The sequence below is a fragment of the Acuticoccus kandeliae genome (genome assembly GCF_003073115.1).
In genome coordinates, this window is the sequence record NZ_QBBV01000090.1 from 1 (window position 1) to 377 (window position 377).

The 377-nt window shown below is 37.1% G+C and carries 1 protein-coding gene; it reads right to left on the reverse strand.

The window, feature by feature from the left end; genetic code table 11:
- Positions 1 to 377, reverse strand: a 377-nt coding sequence (locus tag DBV35_RS29445; RefSeq protein WP_117434501.1) for a UTRA domain-containing protein, incomplete at both ends; no start/stop codon positions are given.

Below are 377 nucleotides of genomic sequence, written 5' to 3' on the forward strand. Positions count from 1 at the left end.
GTGCATTTGTTTTAATACAAGCAGTGCTGTTTCAGGCTCACATTCTAAAATTGGTGAGATTTTAGGGTGATAGCCAATTGGCTCAATGTGAGCAACCGCATATGTTATGCGCTTATGCGTGTTATTATGTATCACCGTTAATAATGATTCCTCATTGTAACCCGATAAGTCTGGCAATATTTCTTTTGCAAGTTTATCGATACAATACACAACAGGTTCCCCATCTGCTGTACGCACGCGTTCAATCATCACTGCATTAAAACCATCTTCACTATTAAACTTCTCTTTTTCCTCTTCTGTTAAAGTTGTAGTAGATGATGATAAAAAGATTGTTCCTGGTGTTTTCCCCACACTAGAAATCATATCTGTAATACTAG